General features: G+C 45.8%; 18 protein-coding genes and 1 pseudogene. 6 read left to right on the forward strand and 13 right to left on the reverse strand.

Going from position 1 to position 20,710, the window contains the following annotated elements:
• Window positions 1-539: IS3 family transposase (locus GMA8713_RS17020; protein WP_062705098.1), on the forward strand; the 539-nt coding region annotated here is incomplete at its 5' end.
• A gap of 293 nt (window positions 540-832) precedes the next feature.
• Here the strand turns inward: GMA8713_RS17020 and GMA8713_RS17025 are convergent.
• From GMA8713_RS17025 to GMA8713_RS17040, 5 genes are all read right to left on the reverse strand, one after another.
• Window positions 833-2,845, reverse strand: coding sequence for an EAL domain-containing protein (locus GMA8713_RS17025; RefSeq protein ID WP_062712545.1), 2,013 nt, complete (start codon window positions 2,843-2,845; stop codon window positions 833-835).
• Window positions 2,846-3,376: 531 nt separating this feature from the next.
• Window positions 3,377-3,538 (reverse strand): hypothetical protein, encoded by a 162-nt coding sequence (locus GMA8713_RS27760; protein ID WP_002535001.1) that lies wholly within the window; start codon window positions 3,536-3,538, stop codon window positions 3,377-3,379.
• Window positions 3,539-3,922: 384 nt separating this feature from the next.
• Complete coding sequence (locus tag GMA8713_RS17030) at window positions 3,923-4,912, reverse strand: DUF2860 family protein (RefSeq protein WP_062712548.1); 990 nt, start codon at window positions 4,910-4,912, stop codon at window positions 3,923-3,925.
• 174 nt (window positions 4,913-5,086) lie between these two features.
• Window positions 5,087-5,623, reverse strand: a complete 537-nt coding sequence (locus tag GMA8713_RS17035; RefSeq protein WP_157515662.1) for a DUF6942 family protein — start codon at window positions 5,621-5,623, stop codon at window positions 5,087-5,089.
• Between the two features lie 8 nt (window positions 5,624-5,631).
• A complete protein-coding gene (locus tag GMA8713_RS17040) occupies window positions 5,632-6,501 on the reverse strand; it encodes a LysR family transcriptional regulator (RefSeq protein ID WP_062712555.1) in 870 nt (289 codons plus the stop codon).
• A gap of 171 nt (window positions 6,502-6,672) precedes the next feature.
• Here GMA8713_RS17040 and GMA8713_RS17045 point away from each other — a divergent pair, with 171 nt between their 5' ends.
• The gene (locus tag GMA8713_RS17045) at window positions 6,673-7,872 is read left to right on the forward strand and encodes an MFS transporter (RefSeq protein WP_062712558.1); all 1,200 of its coding nucleotides are present in this window, start codon (window positions 6,673-6,675) and stop codon (window positions 7,870-7,872) included.
• A 23-nt stretch (window positions 7,873-7,895) separates the two neighbouring features.
• Here GMA8713_RS17045 and GMA8713_RS17050 read toward each other — a convergent pair whose 3' ends face one another.
• A complete protein-coding gene (locus GMA8713_RS17050) occupies window positions 7,896-9,068 on the reverse strand; it encodes a GGDEF domain-containing protein (RefSeq protein ID WP_062712561.1) in 1,173 nt (390 codons plus the stop codon).
• A 276-nt stretch (window positions 9,069-9,344) separates the two neighbouring features.
• On the opposite strand from GMA8713_RS17050, the gene GMA8713_RS17055 reads away from it, so the two are divergent.
• A complete protein-coding gene (locus GMA8713_RS17055; protein ID WP_062712564.1) occupies window positions 9,345-10,019 on the forward strand; it encodes an HI_1241 family integral membrane domain in 675 nt (224 codons plus the stop codon).
• 137 nt (window positions 10,020-10,156) lie between these two features.
• Window positions 10,157-10,351 (forward strand): DUF4250 domain-containing protein, encoded by a 195-nt coding sequence (locus GMA8713_RS17060; protein ID WP_062712567.1) that lies wholly within the window; start codon window positions 10,157-10,159, stop codon window positions 10,349-10,351.
• 289 nt (window positions 10,352-10,640) lie between these two features.
• Here the strand turns inward: GMA8713_RS17060 and metR are convergent, their stop codons facing one another.
• Window positions 10,641-11,552: an HTH-type transcriptional regulator MetR gene (gene metR / locus GMA8713_RS17065; RefSeq protein ID WP_062712570.1), complete on the reverse strand. Its 912-nt coding sequence runs from the start codon at window positions 11,550-11,552 to the stop codon at window positions 10,641-10,643.
• 105 nt (window positions 11,553-11,657) lie between these two features.
• Here metR and GMA8713_RS26895 point away from each other — a divergent pair.
• Together GMA8713_RS26895 and GMA8713_RS17085 are read left to right on the forward strand one after the other, a co-directional pair.
• Window positions 11,658-12,725 (forward strand): annotated as a pseudogene (locus tag GMA8713_RS26895) (hypothetical protein).
• 146 nt (window positions 12,726-12,871) lie between these two features.
• A complete protein-coding gene (locus GMA8713_RS17085; RefSeq protein ID WP_062712583.1) occupies window positions 12,872-14,479 on the forward strand; it encodes a CHASE domain-containing protein in 1,608 nt (535 codons plus the stop codon).
• Between the two features lie 48 nt (window positions 14,480-14,527).
• Here the strand turns inward: GMA8713_RS17085 and GMA8713_RS17090 are convergent, their stop codons facing one another.
• The 6 genes from GMA8713_RS17090 to GMA8713_RS17115 all read right to left on the reverse strand — a co-directional run bounded on the left by GMA8713_RS17090 (window position 14,528) and on the right by GMA8713_RS17115 (window position 20,676).
• Window positions 14,528-14,974, reverse strand: a complete 447-nt coding sequence (locus GMA8713_RS17090; RefSeq protein ID WP_062712586.1) for an META domain-containing protein — start codon at window positions 14,972-14,974, stop codon at window positions 14,528-14,530.
• Window positions 14,975-15,381: 407 nt separating this feature from the next.
• Window positions 15,382-16,146 (reverse strand): phosphate ABC transporter ATP-binding protein PstB, encoded by a 765-nt coding sequence (gene pstB, locus GMA8713_RS17095; protein WP_232314468.1) that lies wholly within the window; start codon window positions 16,144-16,146, stop codon window positions 15,382-15,384.
• Window positions 16,147-16,181: 35 nt separating this feature from the next.
• Entirely contained in the window at window positions 16,182-17,027 is an 846-nt protein-coding gene (gene pstA / locus GMA8713_RS17100) for a phosphate ABC transporter permease PstA (protein WP_062712648.1), read from the reverse strand.
• A 5-nt stretch (window positions 17,028-17,032) separates the two neighbouring features.
• Window positions 17,033-17,944 (reverse strand): phosphate ABC transporter permease subunit PstC, encoded by a 912-nt coding sequence (pstC, locus tag GMA8713_RS17105; RefSeq protein WP_062712590.1) that lies wholly within the window; start codon window positions 17,942-17,944, stop codon window positions 17,033-17,035.
• A gap of 90 nt (window positions 17,945-18,034) precedes the next feature.
• Window positions 18,035-18,856, reverse strand: coding sequence for a phosphate ABC transporter substrate-binding protein (locus GMA8713_RS17110; protein ID WP_062712591.1), 822 nt, complete (start codon window positions 18,854-18,856; stop codon window positions 18,035-18,037).
• A 200-nt stretch (window positions 18,857-19,056) separates the two neighbouring features.
• On the reverse strand, window positions 19,057-20,676 hold the full coding sequence (locus GMA8713_RS17115) for a putative bifunctional diguanylate cyclase/phosphodiesterase (RefSeq protein WP_062712593.1): 1,620 nt from the start codon (window positions 20,674-20,676) through the stop codon (window positions 19,057-19,059).
• Window positions 20,677-20,710: the final 34 nt, after the last annotated feature.

Consider the following 20,710-nt stretch of genomic DNA (forward strand, 5'->3'; position numbering starts at 1 on the left):
ACAAAGCACACAAGGTTTATCCCTACCTGCTGCGTGATATCGATGTCACTTATCCAAACCAAGCTTGGGCGATTGACATCACGTACATCCCCATGGCGAAGGGGTTCCTGTATCTGGTGGCCATTATCGACTGGTATAGCCGCAAAGTACTGGCTTGGCGCTTGTCGAATACGATGGATACAAGCTTTTGCATTGAGGCTCTCGAAGACGCACTGCAACACTACGGGCCGCCCGATATCTTCAATTCAGATCAAGGCAGCCAGTTTACTAGCGCTGAGTTTACTCAGAGATTAATCGACCATGATGTACGGATAAGCATGGATGGGAAAGGACGCTGGGTCGACAACGTGTTCATCGAGCGATTATGGCGTAGCTTGAAATATGAGGAGGTTTACTTAAAAGCCTATACCACCCCCCGAGAAGCTGAACTTGAAATCGGCCACTACATGGTGTTCTATAACGAAGAGCGTAACCATCAGGGACTCAATGACCTTACTCCTGATGAAGCCTACTTCGGCAGGCAAAGATACGCAGCATGAGCGGGATCAAACACTTAAAAAATTAGCTTGTGTGTCCAACCAATGGGGTCCACTTCTCTAACGTTTCCGCAGTGACACTTTAATTCCATTCGATGATTCCCTGTATTCACCTTTCCATTCAAAAAGGTCGGTGATACATAACGAATACCGCACTAGTACGGCTCTTCGGTTACTGTCCAACAACTTTGCATACACTGTATGTATCAATAATGTTAATTTCTACAAATTGGCCCTTTCACACGATACTCCCAAAAGAGAAGGGGACTTTCAGCAATGTGGCTGAGCGCAAACTCTCAGCTCGCGGTTTTCTGGTAAAAATCGAATACCTTGAATGTGGGCTTATACCTATCTATTCGATTGAAAGGCAGCGCTTTTTCGAAGTAGAAGCCTTGGATATATCTCACGCCCATGCTTTTTAATTTAAGGTACTGGATATCTTTTTCTACGCCTTCAGCCACGCAGGTTAGTCCGAGGTCATTACACATGGTAAAGATGTTTTTGCAGATGTGATATCCCTTTTCTGATTCAATATTGTCGATCAGTGATTTATCAATCTTAACGGTGTTCATTGGAAGGAAAGTAAGCGTTTCAAAGGAGCTGTAGCCAACGCCGAAATCATCAAGTGAAATATCAAATCCACTATCGTGGAGTCGCATAATGTTAGAAATAGAACTTGGGCTTTTTACTGATTCACGCTCAATAATTTCGAACTCTACATTTAGCCCTTTTAGTTCATTGATAATTAATCCTATGGCTTTGTTATCAGTCATGGTGTCAGGGTGAATATTGATAGCAACCTTAGGGTTGAAACCGCTGAGTTGCCATATTTGATAGTGCTTTTTCAATTCTCTACATACCCAAAGATCAATGATGCTTGCTAAGCCTGCGAGTTCAAGTGACTCAAGGAAGAACGGGCCAGAGATTGTTCCGTCGTCCTTTCGAATTCTGAGCAGTGCTTCATAGGAACTGCAATGTTGATCAATGATATCGATTTTGGGTTGGTAGTGGACGGCGAGCTTATTTGAGCTTATGAAGTTGATAATTTTATCGACTTCCAGATTGGATTTGATGATTTTGGATTCTGAAATATTTGATTTAATCCCCTCGGTTGACTCCATCAGCTCTATCATTTCCAGATTATTTTTAAGGTTTTCAACGTGGTTTGAAGAAGACTGTGCCAATGAATATCGCTTGATAAACGGTGTGTAAACAATGATACCAACGACAACGAGCACCACTTGAAGGAGGAGGGCGCTTCCGTTACCTCCTGTGGCGATGAATGCATTGATAAATATCGGTGTAATCCAGGAAACCTGGTTGTTGACGAAAGTAATGCCGAAGAAGTCTAGAAAGAAGAAAGCGATAGCAATATTAAGCAGTGGAATGGTGATGAAGGGGATAAGTAGAAACCTGTTAAGGACAATGGGAAGTCCATAAATGAGTGTCTCATTGATATTGAAAATAGCAAATGGGAGCGAGATTTTGGATATTTGGGTGATATGTTTGCTCTTTGAATATATCAGTGCCGCAAGAATGAGTGATAGCCCTGCCCCTGAACCGCCGAATACGATGAATACATCATAAAAAGCTTGATACGAAACATTGTTAATAAGGATGTTATTGATGCTGTCGTTAGGCTCGATGATGGAGGGTGTGTTGGGACCGTGAGCCCCGAAAAACCAGAGAATTTGTGAGCCTAGTGTTCTTAGTGCCATAACCGACAAAAGGTCAAGATCCAAAAAGCTGAAGTTGATACTGCTTGCAATAGTTTCTAGCCCTTTCAACACGATTAAATAAGTCACAATCGAGAAAAAATAGATGATGACAAATGGTTTTAGGTGGAAAAAGACGTGACTAAGCTGACCGTTTGACAACTTCAGGTCTTTTTCAAATTTAGGGATGATATTGAACAGTACGATAGAGACGATAGGAATGATAAGCATAAAGAAAGAAACGCCAGCTTCATTCAGTAGCGATTGAGAGTTGTGAGCATTTATTATGGACTCAATGGTGATAAAAATAGCGAATGATAACGTGATGATAAATATATTGTTTATGTTATTGCGTTTTGAAAAGTGGAACGCGATTGATGTCATTAAAATGACGGGAAAGAAATTGCTCATGTAGCCTATGATTTTCGAGAGCAGTGCGTTATTGATAAATGACGAACTCAAGCCTGTTAAGAGTAATAGTTGGTTTATCAGAACGATAATGGAGGATATAACTAAATAGGGGACTGTGCTGATAAACGACTCTTTTATCGCCATGAAAAACACGTCTCTTCTTAATCTCTTGATTTTATCCACGATGCTTTCCCCAAACGATTGTCCTAGGTTGACCCTCCCTTAAGCTCAACAACTATCAAGCGGTTGGTCACTGATAGTTTTAGCTTTGATTGTTATGTTTCATATTTGAAGTTAAAATAAATTAACAATATGCATTTAAAAAGAGACAAAATTGTCATTTAATTTTACACATCGTCTTTGTTTGTACTTATTGTAGGTTTTGTCTTTTGGGGTTCGTATGGACGTGATGAGAGTGTAGTATGTGGTGCAGATGACAGAGCTCCATGACCGCATTCCAACGAGTGAGTTCACGACAGAGGAATAAGCATTGCTCACCCCTAATTTTTGTTCTCGCCGTTTGGAGATTCGTGTCTGTATTTGAGCTTAAACTATCTCAAAAAATACAGACTAAAGCTTTTATAGGGGCGGGAAAACAGTGGAATGTGCGTGAGTGGTAAGGGCCTTCATAACGAATAAAAAAGAATTGGAAGGCCCTGTCCGTTGTTAAGGTCATCGCGTTATATCGCGATCTTTCAAATACAGCGTAATTGCTTAGTGAACCGTTACCTTAACGAGTGAGTCCGGTTCCAACTCAATGTAGAAATTACCTTTCTTTAGTCCGTCAAGATACTTAACATATACCGACCCTTTTACCGGGCATTTCTTGTGGTACTGCAGTTGGATAAGCTCACCGTGTTTGTTCATGCAAATCATACAAAGCTCCTCAACTCACTTCTCTAAATTGTTTTTCTGCACGCTACCAGTATCCATTCGTTGTCGCTCGTCACTCCTTGTTACGCTACGTTGTACCGTTTTGTCTGAAGCAACGTACAGGCCAACTTTTCTAAGAGATTCCTAAAAAACAGATATATCAATAGGTTAATGTTCATCTGTTGACATATTTTAGTAGTGCCTAGGTTTACCGTCTTATTGCAAAATGATTTTCATAATGCAATTGCAAAATAGGCCTATAAGTGTGGTTAATTTCATTTAATTCAATCATTTGTGAAATTTATATTTGTGCGTGTATTTTCCTACATGAATAAAAAACGCCACCTTACATTATAGTAAGATGGCGTCAAGTAGAGAGATGGATGGTTAGAATCGATATGTGACGCCGACTGAGCCAAAGAGTTCACTGGCGTTGTAAAAATCGATGTTTGAATCTGTATTGTTGTAGCCTGCCAGAGTCACGAATGAAAGCGGCTGAACTTCAAATAAGTGTGCGTATTCGTAGGCTAGAAAAGCGCTGTATTCTCTGTCATGGCGGACTGCACCAAAGATAGGATGAGGTGCATCGTAATCGCGGGAATGGTATTTACCCGTTAGTACGATTTTATTGCGACCTGCGAAGCTGAAGTAGCTTAGTTCTCCACCGTAAGATTGGTGAGACATGGCGTCCCCGTCAGATTCATTATTCATATATATGAATGCTGGCGTAATGCCCAATCCTTTACCCAGGAATTGTCGGTAACTCAATTTGGAGTAGAAGGTGTCACCACTGCGTTTAAGGCTCTGCTGGTCATTAGTTGAAAGCCCAAGCGAGCGACCACTTTGTTCGTGTTCGATATCGGTTTGAGCGTAAGCGATATCCAGAGAAAGCATGGAACCGCCAATACGATCCAGTTGCAGACGGTATGCGTCGCCGGATTTTTCTGTCTTACTTCTAGGTGTTCCAACCGCAAATGGGTCTTTCCAGACATCTGTGGCTAATACAGTTGGTAGGTAAGAAACGGATACTCTTGTTCCTGAATCCAACGCTTGGCGGTAGCCCAATTCCATTGCAATGGTACCCACGGCGATATCGTCGCGGGAGGTACCCACGAAAATTTGCTTATCAAGTCCTTGCCCGAAGGTATATGACAAACCGCCAAGCACACCAAAGATAGAATCGGTTTCTTGGCTTCCCTCAGAATTGAGGGGAGCGTCCTTTTTAGCATGACCTTTGGTTGATAAATTGGAGTCAGTAGATGTCATCCCCCCGATAAAGGAAATTTCACCACTGAGCCCACCTTTATCGGCCAGTCCAGCATGTGCAGCAAAAGGGATAAGCGAAATACTGACGATAAGGGGCTTAGTTATTTTCATTCGTACTCTGTCCCTAACAGAATGTGTAGAAGTGCATATGTTAACAGAGTGAACGATACAAAAAACACCCAAAACCTTTCGTGTTATTGCAACTTTTACTCATGCTCCGATAATGTTTTGGTTGCGATCTCTGGTGAGTCGGGTTTGTCACGGTTGAATGCGTTCATGGGGCCATCAAGAGAGGTCTATCTTGCGGACGAGGTTCACTAATACGTCAATTTTGTTATTTGATAGCTGTCTGTAATCGAAATACGGACAGATAAATATAGGCAGCGACGGATGTTTGGCGAACTCATTGTTCAACCAGACGCATTTTTCTGAGAGGCCGAGATTTAGGGCATGAGTGCGTCCGGCAATGACGTGAATACCCCCATTTTTTGTTCTTTCTTCTACATCCCACTCACCAAATAAGAGCGCAGTTTTACTTTCGTTTTGTAATAAGGCCTGGTCCCTATAGCTTTGCCAGCTTGAAAAGCCTCTTGGCCTTAATGGCGATTGCTCTGGGAAAGCACATAACAATTTGGCGAAAACGTTGAAGACTTTTCGCCAGCCATTTCCGCCGATTTCTCCAAGTAATTTGATATCTCCAGCATCCAATATTTTGATACTGCCGCTTGAGGGCAGGTCTCCCCACAATGCTTCAGATGGCGGTGCTTTTTCTACATAGACGTTAATGCGGGCTGTTTTGTCGCCAAAGGCATAGTGATTCACATGATTTCCTATTTATTGTTTTGCACGAAATCGATAAAGGCTCGGTCGGCTAGAGATAGGTAACCATGTTTACGCCAAGCTATGGCAATGTCTAGTGTCACAGGCTGTTCGAAAGGAATGGGCGTTAATCCTGGCTCGTGATCGGTCACTAATTCAAGCAGCGCGGTGATGGCAAATCCGTGTCGGACAATATTCAGAATCATGGCTAACAGGTTCGTTTCAAATGAGAGTTGTGGAGAGATTTTGTGAATGGCACAAATCTGGTCGATGAACTCCCGGTGAAAATAGCCTTTCTTGAACATGACCAATTCTTCATTGAAGAACTCCTGAAAACTAATTGATTGTCTCTCAGCAAGTGGATGGTCTGTTGAAGTGACTGCCACCATTTGGGATGAAATCAGGTATGTCGTTTCAAGTGCTGGCGGAACATCCTGGTTGTGTATCACGCCAATATCCAACTCACCATCCAACAGCATTTGGCGAATCGACTGTGTCCCTGCCTCGACGACACTCAGTTTGAGATCGGGGTAACGGCTTTTAAAGCCCATTAGAATAGAAGGAAAGAAGTAAGAGCCAAGCATGCCAGGTACACCGACACGGACTTCGCCTTTTTGTAATCCCCGAAGTTCTGCCATGGCGGTATTGGCGTCTTCGACCTGTTGGAGTACGCGGTGGGCATGGGTTAACAGAACTTCGCCTTCATGCGTTAGGTGAACCTGGCGTTCATTGCGGTCAAACAGTGGAAGGCCAATGCTCTGTTCTAGCTTTTTAATTGCAATACTGAGCGCGGGCTGGGCGATGTTCAATTGTCTCGCGGCACGGGTGAAGTTCTTCTGCTCAGCCACGCAGGTGAAGTAGCGCAATTGGCGAATGTCCATTCCGACTCCTCATATTCGTCCTCTTGGAAGCTGTGCGCTCGTGAGGTAGCGACAAATCTAATGACTTGGTTATATATAAAAGATCTTACCTCTATATACTTAATATACTTCTTTTATCATAGGTGTATTGATAAGTTCACTGTGTATTGAGAAAAAACAGCGAAAAATATCATGATTGAATTACAGACTCCCGCATACAGAAGAGCTGCCTTCGCATTGTCATTTGGCTCTTTTCTTGTGTTCTGTAATCTCTATCTTTTCCAGCCATTACTGCCGGTATTTGCAGGCGCATTTGAAGTGACAGCAACCAAAGCCAACTGGCTTTTAGCCTCTTCAACATTGGGATTGTCTGTCAGCTTAATTCCCTGGGCAGTCATTTCTGAAAAAGTCGGGCGACGTCCGGTAATGCTATTCAGCTTGGTGTTAATGCCACTTGTTGGCGTGCTATCACTTTTTATTGATTCATTTTGGGGCTTGGTGGCGGTTCGAGGTTTAATGGGTATCGCGCTGGCAGGTTATGCTGCGGTTGCGGTGGCCTATATGGCGGATGAATTTAGTCCAAGAGCTTTGGTTGTTGCTGTTGGGGGATACATCAGCGCAAACTCACTGGGCGGAATCTTCGGTAGGCTTTCTGGCGGTACGTTAGCAGACTTTTTCGGCTGGGAAGGTGCGGTCGCTGCTATGGCTACATTCACTGCGTTAGGTATGGCTTTGGTTTATTACCTGCTGCCACCTCAAAGTCAATTTACGGCCTCACAAGACTCTGTCTTCAAGCAATTCCGCTGTATCGGGCGACACATTAAAACTCTGATTCTTTGGGTGGCGATGGTTGTCGGTGGGATCAACTTTGCGCTATTCGTGAACATCTATTCTGTTACTACCTTCCGCTTGCTTGAGGCTCCATTTGATCTGCCTGTTAGTATCGCTTCTGCCATTTTCATCTGTTATCTGGCCGGTACGTTAACTTCAACGTTGAGCGGCCGTTGGGCGAACCGTTACTCACCAATTACGGGTATGACTATCGGCACGTTGGTTACGCTAACGGGCGTACTCATTGCCAGTATTGAGCACTCGGCGGCAGTGGTCATTGGTCTTCTGGTTGTGAGCGGTGGTGCATTCTTCACTCACTCTCTTGCTTACGGGTGGGTCAGTCGGCGTGCTGTGCAGGGAAAAGCGACAGCGACTGCTTTGTATCTGGTTCACTATTACGTGGGTGGCAGTCTTGGGGGGTTCTATCTCATCGGATGCTGGGAGATGGGGGGCTGGCATGCCGTTACATTTGGTGCGTTGTCACTGGCTGCAGCAAACATTGTGTTGATTCAGTTGCTTGGTGCGAAAAACAAAAAGGTCTCTTTGCAGGAGCCTTGTTAATACCCCGCAAGACTTCGGATGGCTCAGTTCACCAATTCCAGCCAAGGACGCTTCTGGCCTTCTTCTATTAACTCATCAACTCGGTCATAGGTACTGCTTTGATCTCGGCCCGAATTTTTGGCTTTAAAGAGAGCTTGATCTGCTTGTTCAAGAATCACAGATAGGTCGTCGTCCTTGCAAAGGCTGGTGCTAATTCCAATAGAGATTGTCACTTTCAGGGGCTCTGACAAGCCTTCCACTTCGATCCGCATATCTCGAATAAGAGCCATAATCCGATTGGCAACATGTTGGGCGTTATCTGCGCTGCATTTTGGCAGAAAGAGAATAAATTCTTCTCCGCCAAACCGTCCGAAAATGTCACTTTTACGCTGCGTTTCCTGAACCGCCTGAGTGAATGCTTGAAGCACAATATCCCCGGCATGATGGCCGTATCTGTCATTGACGCGTTTGAATCTATCTAGATCCATCAATAGTACAGAATAAGGACGCGACTTGGTTCGTGTATTTTCAAAATCCCGTTTGGCCAGCGTGAGAAGCATCCGGCGGTTGTAGATACCTGTGAGAGGATCTAGCGTCGCGTGTCGATAAAGTCTGAGCATCATGTGTAACTTGGAAGTCTGCGTCCAAATGACCAGAAAGCCGATCACGGTCTGCAGCCAGTAAAGAGTAAACGTTTCGAAGGACAACAAAGCACCGCTCTGCGCATCAACATAAATTTGGGACACGGCGATAATTAGCATGACGCAAACTGACTCTTTCACTGTCAGGGGGAGAATGGTCAGGATCACCACATAAACAAAGGGAAGCAAGTTGTAGCAGTAACTGAAGGCATCAATACTGTGCGGATAACCTAGTGCATGGTTGGTCAGCATATAAAACAAATTTAGGCTGACAACAAGGGCAAAAATGGCATTTCGACAGGCATTGAGTGTGCTGCGTTGGCTTGTCAACCAACCAATGAAAAACAATACGGCAGAAAGCTTGAGACGGAGAATGGCAAGGGGAGCCGATGCTTGATCGAGAAGCAGGGCGTCAACAGGGATCCACAGAATGCACAATGCTGCCCACAGGTAGCAAAGGGCAACAATGCGGATACGCAAATAGGTTGCTCGGGTCGTACTAAAGGCTGATGCATGATGCTTGGCCGTTAGCAGTTCTCCCAACTGGGCTTTGTAATATGATAAGGACAATTCCATATCCCGGACGTGACTTCCTGCCTGTTGAAGTTTTAGGGTTTCTCAGAAAACTAACTGTTTTAGGGCAATATCTTGAACCACGTTCATATTTGCAGCTCCTATATAAAAACAGTTACATATTCATGCGGGTGAAAGCAAAATAATGGTCAATTTCTGTGAGCGTCTCAACATTTTAACGCACAAAAGGTATGGTTTTTATTCCCGAAAAATCTGAAAATTAAGAATTCAGAACGTTTGGGTATATAATCGGTGCTCATTTGATCTGGGTGATAGTAGATGTACGAGATTTTTAGCGCCGTAACGCTTGCTGGTGTGTTGGGGGCGCAAGCTGTTTTGACTTTAGTTCTGCTGAAAGGGGACATTTGTCCAGGGCAGCGAGGACGTTTGCATAAGGCTTTCTGGTTTTTGGTTGCAGGCTGGTCAATCACCATTCCTTTCTCGCCATTTTCAGCCTTACCTTTTATTACCCTAGGCTTTTTTTCCTTCCGTTCAAAGTCGGGTAAAACCCGCCAAACTGGCCCAGTTCCACTGTTGCATCTATCAAACGGTTTTGGCGTGTTGGCACTGCTGATGGCAGGTACCGAGCAAGGCTTGTTGGCAAGCTTAATGATGCTTTCTCAGGTTTTATTGGTAGGTGCCATCACTGCACATTGCCTGCTTGTTAGGGCACGTTCCCGTCTTCAGGCATTCCACCGTATCCTACCAGTGATTGGTGTTGTTGCGGCGATGCTTACTGCAGTGACATTGGCGGTAAGCAGCATGATGCTGGAACCGGAAGTTGCTAATTCTCTTGTTAACTCGGTGCTGGTTAGTCTTGGATTGGCAATGGCTGGAGTGTTGGTTTGGGCTTCTCATCTACTCCACCAGACAACGCCACATATCGCACAGCTTTGTGTTTCACTGGTGGTGATCGGGTGCGCATCAGGCGTGGCATTGTCGACGATGATCTAGTTGGCGTGGAAGCCGGAAAACTGGCTGTCTCAGCAACAATAAATAGGCACGTGAAGTGCCTTTTTATGGCCTGATTCTCTCTGGCGGGGGCAATAGTCGTTCTATGCTTTAGTTATGTATCCGCGAGGACTACCATCATGGAAATACATAACCTTGCTCACCTCGATAGCGCCATTATGTATGGCATTGTCAATGAAAAGCTTCGCCTCGAATGCTCTTCATTGGATGAATTAGTGTCACAATTTGATCTGGACTTACAGGAATTCCAAGCCAAAATCGATGCCATGGGGTGCTACTACGATCCGTTGGTGAATCAACTTCGCCAGAAATAGTCCTTAGGGGGCTGTTGGTCTTTGGTGGTTAAATTTTGTTCTCGCTATAAGCGTTTTAGGCGCGGCGAGGTGTGTGCCACCTAGTCATTCTAAGCAAATACACCTCAACAAAGCATAAAACGCTTAGAGTACGGGACGCGCAGTCGAACCCTTCGGGCAGCGTTTGTGGGGATTTTATGCAAGGCAGAGGCTTCGATGTGTAGCTCGCCTACATGAGAAGCTGATAACACAGCAGAAATTTCCCACAAACGCTGCAAAAATCATCACCAAAGGCCAACAGACTCTATAACTATACGCGCTTGATTCCTTCCAGGTGCGTGTGGCACTGATTTCGGGCTGTAGAAAAGAATGCCTGCAGGTAAGGACGCTGCGCCTCCTGGTTTCTTACGGCGGCAAACAAACGTCGCCATAGTCCTTTACCCAGCGGCCTGTCGACGACTAACCCTTGTCTTGAAAACTCACTGATTGCCCAATTGGGTAGCGCCGCCACACCAAGACCTGCCGTTACCATTTGAATCAGCATCAGGGTGTTATCTGCTGACTTAAAGTTGACGGGTTCTATGCCTGCTGGTTGCAAAAAGTGCTTAATCACATCCATTCTTTGGCGTTGAACCGGGTAGGTGAGCAATGTTTCACCGGCCAAATCTTCTGGCTCAATACGCTTTTTCTTTGCTAGCGGGTGGGTATCTGCCAACACCAATCGCATCTCGAAATCAAAGAGAGCTTCGTAGTGAATTTCGCTGCGCGGAGCGATATCTGAGGTAATCACTAAGTCTAGCTCGCCACCCGCAAGCGCGGGTAAAGGTTCAAAGCCAAACCCTGATGAGAAATCCAGCGTGACGAGAGGCCAGCTGATTTTGTATTCCTTGAGCGCGGGCATCAGCCATTGGAAACAGGAGTGGCACTCAATCGCCATGTGCAGCCGACCCTGAGCATCCTCTTTCAAAGCGGCTAGTTCGGTTTCTGCCTGAGCAAGTCTTGGCAGAACGTTATCCGCCAGTTTCAACAACACCTGACCCTCAGCAGTAAAACGTACCGGTCGGGTTTTACGCAGAAACAATGGGGCACCAATGCGTTGCTCTAAGTCCTTCAATTGATGACTCAATGCGGATTGAGTCAGACACAATTGTGTGGCGGTTGAGGTCAGCGACCCTGTATCTCTCAGAACCGCCAACGTACGTAAGTGTTTTACTTCTAGCATGAATTTTTCTCAATATCAGATTGAGCAATTTGAGTTTGTTTTATGCACTCTAATGAATCAGTGTGGACATGTAAACATCTGGACGGCTAAAAAAAGCAAAGTGCCATGACCACAACGCATATTCTTGGTTACCCTCGTATTGGTAACAAACGTGAACTGAAATTTGCACTCGAGCATTACTGGAAAGGTGAAATCAGCCAACAGGGATTGCTTGATGTGGGTGCAACTATTCGCCATCAAAACTGGCAAATGCAAAAGGACGCAGACCTTTTGGTGACTTCGCTGGTACGACTAAGTACTGCAAACCAGTCTGACTTTAGGCCATATTCCAAAACGTCATCGCAATGGTCATCCGGATTTGGATACCTTGTTCCGCATTGCCCGTGGTAAAGCCCCTACGGGTTGCAGTTGTGCGGCATCAGACATGACGAAATGGTTTAATACCAATTACCACTATATTGTTCCTGAATTCAAAAAAGATGATGAATTCAATCTGAGTTAGAGCCAAATTTTCGATGAGGTCAACGAGGCAAAAAGTCTGGCCACAAAGTAAAGCCTGTTATTATGGAGCCAATTTCTTATCTCTATCTGGGTAAAGAAAAGGAATCAGGCTTTAACCGTCTGGATCTGCTTCCTCGTCTACTTTCCGTTTATCAGAAGATTTTTACCAAGTTTAAAGCGCTAGGTGTTGAGTGGGTGCAGATTGATCGGCCATCCGTGAGGGCATGCCGCTAAAGGCGAGTGATTGGAAAACCTATCTGGATTGGGCGGTGAATGCATTTAAGGTCTCTGCAGCAAGTGCGGCATCGGATACACAGATACACACTCATATGTGTTACAGCGAGTTCAATGACATCATTGAATCGGTTGCAGCGCTCGGCGCAAATGTCATTACCATCGAAACCTCGCTCTGACATGGAGTTACTGCAGGCTTTCGAAGAATTCGCTCACCCGAATGAAATTGGCCCGGTTGTGTATTACATCCACTCGCCAAACATTCCCTCGGTAGAAAGCATTGTCGGGCTGCTAGAAAAAGCGCGTAAAACGATTCCTGAACAGCGTTTGTGGGTGAATCCAGATTGTGGCTTGAAAACTCGCAACTGGACAGAAGTTGAAGCTGCATTGACCAATTTGGTCGAAGCTGCAAGAAATGTTCGTGCCACTGCCCAATAATCCTATTAAGCAAAAATCCGAACCTGAATCCTGGTTCGGATTTTTCGTATTTATACCATCGAGTTTCCCGTATCGAACGCCCAATGCTGGCGGGATCTAAGATTATGTTCAACAATTAGTTAACACATAACAGGGACGATGAAGGGATGGCGAAGCGGGTTTTATATTCAACGATACTTACAGTCTTTGTTGGGCTGTTTTTTTCGTTCCTGGCTGCCATGTCTTTGTATCAGTCAGAACGACAGTCTATCGAACATGAAATCCAGAAAGATGTAGAGAATGCAGCGCTTTCGCTTGGACGTGAGCTTAACATCGGTATCGAGCTCATGTATGCCTTGAGAAATCAGATTGTGATGGATGAAGGCATTAATGAAAATGTGTTTGTTAGCCTTTCTCAGGCCGTCATGGATAGACACCCTAACATCCATGCAATGGAGTGGGCAGAAGTTGTCAACGAAAGCGATCGGGAACTCTATGAAGCAGAAGCTGCGTTGGAATTTGCCTTGTTTGAAATAGTCGAACTCAATGAGGAAGGTAATCTTGTTTCTGCCGTTCAACGCAATCGCTACTTCCCCGTCAGGTACATCCATCCTTATGAACTAAACCAAAACGTGTTGGGGTTTGATCTGGCATCCCGTCCTTCAATGAAGGACGCGCTGGAAATGAGTTGGTACCGAGGCGTACCCATTGCCACGCCTGCGATTCGCCTAAAAAGGGAATTTGAAGATCACAGTGGCTTTTTGATGTTGTTACCAGTGTTTTTTGGCGATCCTGAAACAGATGCAGACAGGGAAGACGCGTTACGTGGATTCTTGGTTGCTCTGTTTGATGTGTCCGATATCTTCGACTTGGCGATTAACAACACGGTTAAAGAATCGATTAATCTCGAGCTGGTGGATAAAGGCTTATCAGAGCAAAGTGATGTGATTTTTTCCAACGTCGTGGACTTGGGAGAGCCGCCCGTGGAAGCTTTGACGTATGAGTCTGACCCGATTTTCTTTGCCGGCCGCGAGTGGTCGTTGCGTGGTACACCTTCTGCTTCCTACGTTCATTCACGAATGAGCATTTTCCCGCACCTTATTTTCTTTATCGGTGTGTTGATATTTTCCCTACTTGCCTACCTATTGTACATGCTGCAACACCGCGCCTTGACGATTCAAAGGCGTGTGGATGAGAAAACACGAGAGCTTAGAGACGCGAATAAGAAGCTGGAAAAACTTTCCAAAAGTGACGGGCTCACAGGGTATTACAACCGCGATTATTTCGAGCAGACTGTGGAAGCAGAAGTCCGCCGGACTCAAAGGGATAATCTCTATATCAGCCTGATGATCATTGAAATTGACAATATGTCGAAGTACAACGCTAAACATGGCAGGGTGGCGGGTGACAAAGCGATACGCCTTATCGGCTCGGCGATTTCAGATACGATGAAGCGTCCCGGTGACTTGCTTGCCCGCTACAGCGGAGAAGCATTTGCCGTGCTTATGCCTAACACCAAAGATGGCGGGCCTTTGGCAGAGGCTTGTATAGAAGCAGTAAAAATCTTGCGGCTACCATTCGATAAAGAAGTGGGCTCTCAGATTATTTCTATTTCGATAGGTGGTGTCACTATCAATGATGCAAGGTCATTAGAAGTGTCTAAGGTGTTGGCCTATGGTGAGATAGCACTGGGGAAAGCCGTGGCCGAGGGAAGAGGTAAATTTCACTGGGTTTATATTCCCGAAACCATTCAGCCTCCCGGAGGAGGCTTTTAGAAACACCCGAAGTCGCTTACCGGGTGTTTGAATCACTGGTTAGTGGGATTAATTCACCCAGTCACGCAGTTGGAAAGACAATACGTGCTCGCCGTTTTCCAAAACCAGAGTTTGTTTGGTCAGCGTCACATCACTCCAATCGCTCAACACATTCGTCATGACACCTTCCAGTTTCATTGCTGGTTCAGGGCACGCCATCATGGTGCTTGCCATTTTGTCGATGCGGAATTTGTCGCCTTTCAGCTCTCCTTGACCAAAGTAGCGGTTACAACCACCATGGCCATTTGCAGTGAATGACTCACCAATTTCGAGGCTAGGTGCTGCAAAGCCTTCTGGCAGGTTCAGTGGTTGACCATCAACGCTTTCTAAAACCCAGTTGTGGTGCTGCATGTTTGCCTTAGACACTTCCATTGCGTCACCTTTGCCCGAAGTGCTGGTTGCACAGCCTGCCAGAATTGCTGGTGCGATCAGCATTGCGATTGCCATCTTTTTCATTATCAACTCCAGATTGATCTCTGAGTGTTTCTACATTTCGTCACGTAGAGACAGCGCCTGATTGGCTTGGTTCAATATTTTGGTTTCGCGATTATTATGAATCTTAGTTGCTTAGCAAGTCAGAAATCTGTCAAATCAGTACTAAATTGTGGAACTTGGACAAGGTTTGTTCGTTTTAAGAATTGTCTCAACGATTTGTTAACCTAAAGATCGATATTTTATAAATATCAGCCAGTTGGATCTGGTGGATTTTTAACGCAGAAATAAAAAATCCCCCGCTAGACGGGGGAATAATCCATCGCGATTGTTATACCAAAACAACCTGAAGATGCTCGTATTCAGAGGTCATTAATGCGTTCAATTCGAGGCAAATTTCATGAGGAATAGTCGTTCTATTTCCGTGGCTTTTAACCAAAATCGCCGTTTACATAACCACGGGTGCGATCGTCACGAGGATTGGCAAACAGATTAGCGGTTTCGTCATGTTCTACCAATTCGCCCATAAGGAAGAAGGCAGTGCGGTCAGAAATACGACGCGCTTGTTGCATGGAGTGTGTCACGATGACGATGGTGTAATTCTTCTTAAGCTCTTCCATCAAATCTTCGATTTTCTTGGTGGCGATAGGGTCGAGCGCTGAGGTTGGTTCGTCCATTAGAATCACCTCAGGCTCCATGGCAATGGTGCGGGCAATACACAAACGTTGCTGCTGGCCGCCAGAAAGGCCGAAAGCGTGGGACTTGAGGCGGTCTTTTACTTCATCCCAAAGTGCTGCACCACGCAGGCTTTTCTCAACCACTTCATCCAGTCTTTTCTTGTCAGTCACGCCCTGAGCGCGAAGACCGTACGCCACGTTGTCATAGATGCTCATGGGGAATGGATTTGGCTTTTGAAATACCATTCCCACCTTGATGCGGAGACTGGCAATATCGATGTTGCCGTAAACGTTCTCGCTGTCCATATCCAAGCGACCGTTAATTTTTACACCTTCAATTAAATCATTCATTCGGTTCAGGCAACGCAGCAGTGTTGATTTGCCGCAGCCAGAAGGGCCAATCAGTGCTGTGACTTTTTTAATTGGGATAGGCAGGGAAATATCTTTTAAGGCGTGGTTTGCGCCGTTGTTATAAAACAGGTTCAGGTTTTCGATATCGAATTTGTTTGCTGTGCTCATTGCAGTTGCAGTCATCATTGTGTTCTCTCCCGGGCTCAGTAAGTGGCCTTGCTAAATTTGCTGGCGATAATCTTGGTCAGCATGTTGATAAACAGCACGACAACAATCAGCACTGTCGCGGTGGCATACGCCTGGTTCCATTCGTGAATGGTGTAGAGCTCCTGGGTTAATTTGTAGAGGTGTACGGTTAATGTGCGGCCTGAATCCAGCGCACTTTCTGGGATACGTGCGACCATACCTGCTGTCAGAAATACCGGTGCAGATTCGCCAATTACCCGGCCTACACTCAAAATGATGGAAGTAACAATACCCGGCATGGCACTCGGTAGAATCAGTTTCCAGATAGTGTAGATTTTCGATGCGCCCAGACCATACGAGCCTTCTCGATAGGTTTGAGGCACTGCCATCAGCGCTTCTTCTGTGGTACGGATAATCACTGGCAGAATAAGAATGCTCAGCGTCAGTGCGCCAGACAGAATGGAGAAGCCAAGGCCAAGCACAGCAACAAAAAATGTCATACCAAACAAGCCGAAGATGATAGACGGGATACCCGCCAGAGATTCGGTGCAGAAGCGAATGACTTTCACGAGACGGCTGCCGACTTTCGCGTACTCAGTCAGATAAATTGCAGTCATGATGCCGATAGGGGCGGCGATAGCGATAGATGCGATAACCATATAAATGGTGGAGACAATCATCGGCCAGATACCTGATTTTTCGCCAATGCGGGTGTAATCACTGGTGATAAATGACCAGTCCACATATTGAAGGCCATTGCTCAGGATGTACCAGATAATCCAGAATAGGAAACCCACGGTCATTGCTGCTGCGCCCCAAACGGTAACCAGTGAAATTTTGTCTTTCATTTGACGGGTCAACATGGTCATTACCTCGCTTTTTCACAGTTAAGGTAAAGTAGGGATGCGTTCAGGATCATGATGAAGACCAGAAGTACGATACCTGTTGCGTAGAGAGCGCTGGCGTGGACACCTGATGCGTATGACATTTCCAGTGCGATGTTGGCGGTCAGGGTACGTGCTGTTTCGAGCAGACCGTTGGGCATAGCCGGTGCATTACCCATCACCATGATAATGGCCATGGTCTCACCCAAAGCTCGGGCGATACCAAGGATGACGCCTGTCATGATGCCTGAACGTGCAGCAGGCACCAGCAATTTGAAGGTGGTGAACATCGGCGAAGCACCAAGTGCCAGAGAGCCTTCTTTATAGGCCTTAGGTACTGCGCGCAGCGACGTTTCTGAGACAGCGATAACCGTTGGCAGAATCATGACGGCAAGAACGATGATACCTGCCAGTAGTGTGTTACCCGCTGGAACGTTGAAGATGTCCTGAATCATTGGAACGATAATCACCAGACCGAAGAAGCCGTATACCACAGAAGGGATACCTGCCAAAAGTTCAACGGCTGGACGGATGATGTTTGCCAGCCATTTTGGGGCAACTTCAGCGATAAATACGGCGGTTAAAACCGCGACTGGCACGCCCAGCGCTACAGCGCCTGCGGTTGATGCCAGCGATGCCACAATCATTGGCGCGATGCCGTAAAGGGCGGGTGGCAGCCATTCTGAGCCGGTGACGATACCGGTAACACCGGCCTCCTGAATAGCAGGGAGGCCTTCACGGAAAATAAAGAAGCCGATGGTCGCGAGAGACAACACGCCCAGCGCTGCAGCTGTCAGGAATAGCGTGCGAAAGATTTCTTCGCGCCAGTCTCGGCGTTTGCCTGTTCCCAGCTTACCCGCGGGGATTTGGATAGATTGTTCGGTTGCGATGGTCATAATTGCTGTCCTTTGTGTCACATGATGACAGTAGGGAAATGCTTAACTTCTTGAAAAGCGGCCTGATGAAAACCATCAGGCCAAGGGGTATCACTTAACTGGCACGTAGCCTTGGTTTGAAACGATTTTCTGGCCTTCTGCTGATACTACCCATTTGAGAAACTCGTCGGCCGCTGGAGAAGGTTTGCCCTCTTTGCTCAGTACCAGGAATGGACGAGCCACTTTGTAATCGCCTGCTGCAACAGCTTCAGATGTTGGTTTAACACCGTTTACTTTCACTGCTTTCAGTGATTCATCAATTGAACCCAGAGAGATGTAGCCAATTGCGAATGGATTGTTTGCGATGATAGTTTTGATAACACCGTTACCGTTACCTACCTGAGCACGTTGGGAGATAGCAGACACTTTGATGCCGTTAACTTTACGCTTCAAGCCCATGATGTCTTCGAATGCGCCACGGGTGCCTGATGCTGTATCACGGGTAACGACGACGATTGGTTTGTTTTCGCCACCAACCTGAGACCAGTTCTGTACTTCGCCACGGTAGATTTTTGCGATGTTTTCGATTGTCAGATCGTCCAGCGTGTTTGCGTTGTTTACCACAACCGCAATGCCGTCACGCGCAATGACAGTTTCTTTTAATGCAGACTCCTTTTCAGAGTCTTTCAGTTCACGTGATGCCATACCGAACATTGAGGTCCCGTTTTTCGCTGCTTTTACACCGGCGGAAGAGCCTGTTCCTTGTACTTCGATAAAAGTGTTGTTGTTTTGGGTATGGTATGTCTCAGCCAAAACTTCCATGACCTCTGTTACTGATGTCGAGCCAGATACGGTGATTGTTTCTTGAGCGGTTGCAGAATGAGCAACGAGCGCACCAGTCATACAAAGTGCCATGAGTACTTTTGATTTCATTATAGATTTCCTTAATCGTTGCCTTTCTTGAAGGACGTGTATGAGTCAACGATGGCAACTTTAGGTCTCTTTTATGACACTCATGTTTCAACTAAATTAAGCATTGATGACGGGGGAAGAAGTCAGAAATGGGACCTATGATTCTCTGGTAAATCATTAAATTAGTGAATGGGGCGGTCTTTTTTGGGGCAGATGGGTTGCTAGTTTTGGCTGGCTACACGCGAATTAACCAATAACGTTTCATTGAGCCAAGCGTCGGTCTGTGCAAGGTTCATTGGGCGGCCATACCAGTATCCCTGAATCTTGTCACATCCAATTGATACCAGATATTTTCCCAAGGCTTCGGTTTCTACGCCCTCCGCAACCACGCGGCAATCAAGGCTATGGGCCAGGTAAATAGTCGATCTAACAATGGCTTCGTGGTTACTACTGTAAAGAAGGTCAGTCACAAAACTACGATCAATCTTAATCTCATCGATAGGCATGTTGCTCAAAATCGACAGTGATGAAAACCCGGTACCAAAGTCATCAATACTAAGCGATACACCTAACTTTTTAATTTTCTCTAGCACAACACGCGCTTTAGCGGGATTTTGCATCATGCTGGTTTCTGTAATTTCCAGCGTTAACTGGGCAGGATTGACTGCGTAACGACTGATCAGTTTCGATAAATACGGTTCCAGTGAATCGTCTTCAATGTCCTTTGCCGACAGATTGACTTGAACTTGAGGAGTGATGGACTGGTCGCGCCAGACTGCCAGTTGGGCTAATGTGGTTTCCAGTACCCAATGGGTGATTTTTTTTATCGTATTGGTCTGTTCGGCGAGGGGGATGAAATCGTCTGGGCTCACACAGTAACCGTCGCTAAGAGGCCAGCGAATTAGGGCCTCGAACGTTGTGTTATGTGGGCTTTTCACATTCATGACTGGCTGAAAGTGCAATTCGAAATCCATGCTCTCCACGGCATTATGAAGCATGTCAGCTAGTTCTGTTTGGTCATAAAAATGGCTGGACGTGGAAGGTTCATATATTGCGTACGGTGCTTGAATACGTTTGGCGTTGTACATGGCGACTTCTGCGCGCTTGAGAATCTCTTCCGCATTACGGCTATGTTCTGGGTAAAGGGCGACACCTACTGTGTTCGTTAAGTTCACATCGTGATCATTGATCGTCAGCGGGTGGTCAAGATAGCTCTGAAGGTTCTCGATGTGCTTGGCAATATTGATGTTTTCAGGGTCGTTTAGAATCATGGTGAAGCGATTCTCGCTGGAGCGGGCGAGAAATATTTCATCCTGAACAAACTCTTTTAAGCGGGAGGAAAACTGGGCAAGCAGTACATCGCCTTTCTGGTGGCTGAAGACTTCATTGATGTTGTTGAAATTATTGATGTCAATGATGATAAGTGCAAAGCGCTGCTCAGAGATATTACACTCGATAATTTGTTGACCAATGGTTTTTAGTAAAAATCGTCGGTTCGGCAATTCCGTCAAAGAATCATGGGACTCGTTGTAACGCCGCTGAAATTCAACGAAGGCTATCCGCTCCATGCTTCGAGAAACCACACTGAAGATCATTACACAAAATATGCCACCGCCAAAAAAAACTGCAGCGACGATGAACTCGATGATTGTTGCTTCAGCCTGTCGAGACAGGAAGCCTACGAAGGTAACGTATCCCAAGACGAAACCAAGCATGACGGGAATAAAGCTGAATGTGGATGGGCGGCGATCTCGATGATATAGGGCGATCGAAGATTTGAGCGCCGAAATCAGGGCGAGCATTCCAAGTATGACAAGCACTATCGAGACGGTTTTTATCATCGTCCTATCACTTCGCCCGCTGTGAAATACTAGG

Origin of the sequence: Grimontia marina, from assembly GCF_900060185.1 — a bacterium.
GTDB classification, from domain to species: Bacteria; Pseudomonadota; Gammaproteobacteria; order Enterobacterales; family Vibrionaceae; genus Enterovibrio; species Enterovibrio marinus.